Annotated in this window: 1 protein-coding gene and 1 pseudogene; both read right to left on the reverse strand. The window is 69.0% G+C overall.

Annotated features, from left to right (window positions below; genetic code table 11):
* Positions 1–119: 119 nt before the first annotated feature.
* A pseudogene (locus SACHA_RS21325) lies at positions 120–962 on the reverse strand (glycosyltransferase 87 family protein); the annotation flags it as partial.
* Between the two features lie 56 nt (positions 963–1018).
* Positions 1019–3466, reverse strand: a 2448-nt coding sequence (locus SACHA_RS21330; protein WP_019809319.1) for a transglycosylase domain-containing protein, incomplete at its 5' end; no start/stop codon positions are given.

Here is a 3466-nt window from a genome sequence, read left to right on the forward strand (position 1 = left end):
CCGCTCGCCGCTGTCCCGACCGGCACGATCTGAGTCCCGGGCCACCCCACCGAAGTGGTGATTAGTGTTTCGGCCTTGAAACACTCGTGGTAGCTTCAACTCAGACCTACAGAGGCAGGGCCCGCGCGCAGGCACAGCACGAACAGGGGGCCGAGCAGCAGCAGCGGGTACATCTTCGCGGCCGCACCGACGCCGAGCAGCACACCCGCCCACGCCGGTCTGTGCCGGGACCACGCGAGCAGGGCCGCCGCGGCCGCGGCCGTGGCGAGGGTGTCGAAGTTGGTGAAGGCGTGCACCACCGCGAGCGGAGACACCGCGACCAGAGCGGCGTCCCAGATCCGCCGTCGGGCCGTCCTGGCCACCGCCCAGACCGTGACCAGCCACGCCACGGCGAGGAAGAACGCGGTGATGTTGAAGTAGACGGCCACGGGCAGCGCTCCCGGCAGCCAGCCCGCGTCGGCCGCGTCCGTCCACTGGTGGGTGAGCGTGGCGTTCACCCACTGGAACAACCCGGTCAGCACCGGGTACTCCATGTAGCGCACCTGTTCCTGCGCCGTGCCCGCGTCCTCCACCCAGCTCGTGGCGTAGGGGAACGTGTCCGGCCGGTCCAACCGTTCGGCCGTGTACAACGGGACGATGTCCGAGTAGCACATCGCCACGTACTGCCGGTCGGAACGCCAGTCCAGGGTCGGGCCCCCGGCCGTGTCGTACTGCTGGATGCAGGCCGCCTTGCCGAACCACCCCGCGGTCAGGGCGAGCACGGCCAGCAGCAGGCAGACCCGCAACGGGGTCCAGAACCAGTGCCGCCCGATCACCGCGTGCGTGCCGAGCGGACCCCCGAGGGGACGGCCGGCCGCCTCGGCGAGCGGTTCCGTCCATGTCGGGACCGCCCGCCGGGCGACGTCCAGCGACGCGGTGTCGGGCGTCGTCGCCGAACGCGGATCATCTTTATCGCCGGACACGACGCGAATGTTACGGGTCGTTCAGTTCGGGACGGGTGGCGGTGAACCCGGGCGGGTCACCACCACGAGGTGTCCTCGGTCTGCCGCGCCTGGTTGCCGTCGTTGCCGGAACCGTTGCCGCCCTGGGTCTCGTCGCCGTCCCCGCCGCCGGTGTCCTCGTCGTCATCGTTGCCGGGCCACGGCCAGTTGTCGTTCGGGTTGTCGGTCGTCTCGGTCTCCTCCGTGGAGGTGGTCCCGGTGGGCTCGGACGACTCGGTCTCCGACGTCTCCGAGCTCTCCTCGGTCTCGTCCGAGGGGGAGGCGTCGTCCGTGGATGACGGCGGGGGTGTGGGCGGCTTGCCGATCAGCTCCACCTCGTCGAAGGATGCCCTCGGCTTGCCCTCCAGATAGGAGTCCATGAAGGTCTTCCAGATCTCGCCCGGAAGGCCACTGCCGTAGATCTTGGCACCGTTCGCCGTCCGGATGGGCTCGTTGCCCCCGGTGCCGACCCACGCCGCGGCCGAGATCTGCGGGTTGTAGCCGACCATCCAGGCCTCCGAGTTCTCCCCGGTGTGCCGCTCCCCCTCACCCGCGTACTGGTGCGTCCCGGTCTTGCCCGCGCATTCCCGGTCATCGGCGCACTCCAGGTCGGAGTAGGGCAGCACCGGTTCGAGCGACTCGGTGACGTTGCCCGCGATCTGCTTGCTCTTCTGCGGGTCGCCGGAGAAGGCCGGCTCGCCCTCGGTGGCGACGTCGGAGGTCTCGTCGAAGACCACCTCGCCGTCGGAGGTGGTCAGCTTGGCCACGAAATGGGTCCCGTGTCGCATACCCCCCGAAGCGAACGTCGCGTAGGCCGACGCCATCTGGGTGGGCGAGACCACGTTGCTGCCACCACCGATGGAGATGTTGCCGTCCGGGGCGGGCATGGTCTCCCGCGCATCGGGACCCGCTCCCTTCTCCGGGATCCCGGCCGCCCGCGCGGCCTCGGCGACGGCCTGCGGTCCGAGTTCGTTGAGCACCATGTCGTAGAACACGGTGTTGATGGACATCTCCATCGCCTTGGCGACGGTGCAGCGCTCGCACTGCGTGTTGCCCGAGTTGCGGACCTCGACGTCCCCGAACGTCCGTGGCGAGCTCCCGTCGTAGACCGCGCCGAGGCCCTTGCCCTGCTGCAGCAGTGCCACGAGGTCGAACGGCTTGAACGAGGAACCGGGGTTGCGCTGTGCGGAGGCCCAGTCGTACTCGTCGACACCGGGTTCGTTCGGACCGCCGTAGTAGGCCCGCACCGCGCCCGTGTCCGGGTCGACGGCCACGAGTGCCTCCCGGAGTTTCTCGGGCTGGCCCTCCATGACCTCGTTGACGGCCTCGGTGGCCTGCTTCTGCGCCTCCTGGTCGATGGTGAGATGCACCTGGTAACCACCCGACCGGAGCTTCTCCTCCGGGTATCCCTTCTCGGCGAGCTCGGCCTGCGCCCGCCGCTGGATGTAACTCTCGGGCCCGTCGATGGTGTTCGGCCGGGACCTCTCCTCCGGCACGATGTCCGGGAACTCGGCGGAGCGGCGGTCGGCCTCGGACAGCCAGCCGTTGGACACCATCTGGTTCATCACGAACGTCCAGCGCTCCTGGAGGACCTCGGTGTTGTCCGACCGGCCGGGCTGCTGGATCAGACCCGCCAGCAGTGCCGACTCGGACGCGGTGAGGTCCTGGGCGTCCTTGTCGAAGTACGCCTGGGCCGCGGTCTGGATGCCGTAGGCACCCCTGCCGAGGTAGATCGTGTTCAGGTAGGCGGTGATGATCTCCTGCTTGCTCAGCTGGTTGTTCATCTTGAACGACTTGACGATCTCCGTCCACTTCCGTGTGTAGGAGTAGGCGTCATCACCGGTCGCCACCTTGACGTACTGCTGGCTGATCGTGGAACCACCACCGACGCCCCCGGTCAGCTGGTTGTACACGGCGCGCAGGATGCCGGTGATGTCGAAGCCGGGGTTGGTCTCGAAGGTGGCGTCCTCCGCCGAGTAGACCGCGTGCCGGGTGACTTCCGGAATCTGGTCGTAGTCCAGCAGGACACGGTTCCCGCCGTCGGCGGGGATGTCCCGGCCCATCTCGGTCTGCCCGTCGGAGTAGAAGTAGGTCACCACCTTGGCCTGGTTCTGAGCCACGTCCTCCGGACTCGGGACCTCCACCAGGAAGTAGGTGATCGCGAACGCGGTGGCGGGAAGCACGAGGAAGAGCCCGACGAACGCGTACAGGCTCCGTCGGATGATCTTCCACCGGCGTTTCCTCCGTTGGGCCGGGGTCAGGTTCGCCTTCGACGTCCGCCGACGCGACGCCGGGGCGCCGTCGCCGTCCGGCCCGGATTCGTGCAGCCGTTGTTCGTCGCCGGGGTGGTCGTCGGGGTCCGTGCCGTGGTCCTCCGCCCCTGTGCCCGCGTAGGCACGATGGGTGATCAGTTCGGGTTCCCGCCGCTCGAACTCACCCGGTGCGGCACCGCCCGCGGCCGCGCCCGCACCCGCGGCGCCCCCGGC

It is taken from the genome of Saccharomonospora halophila 8, from assembly GCF_000383775.1.
In the GTDB taxonomy this organism is placed as follows: Bacteria; Actinomycetota; Actinomycetes; order Mycobacteriales; family Pseudonocardiaceae; genus Saccharomonospora; species Saccharomonospora halophila.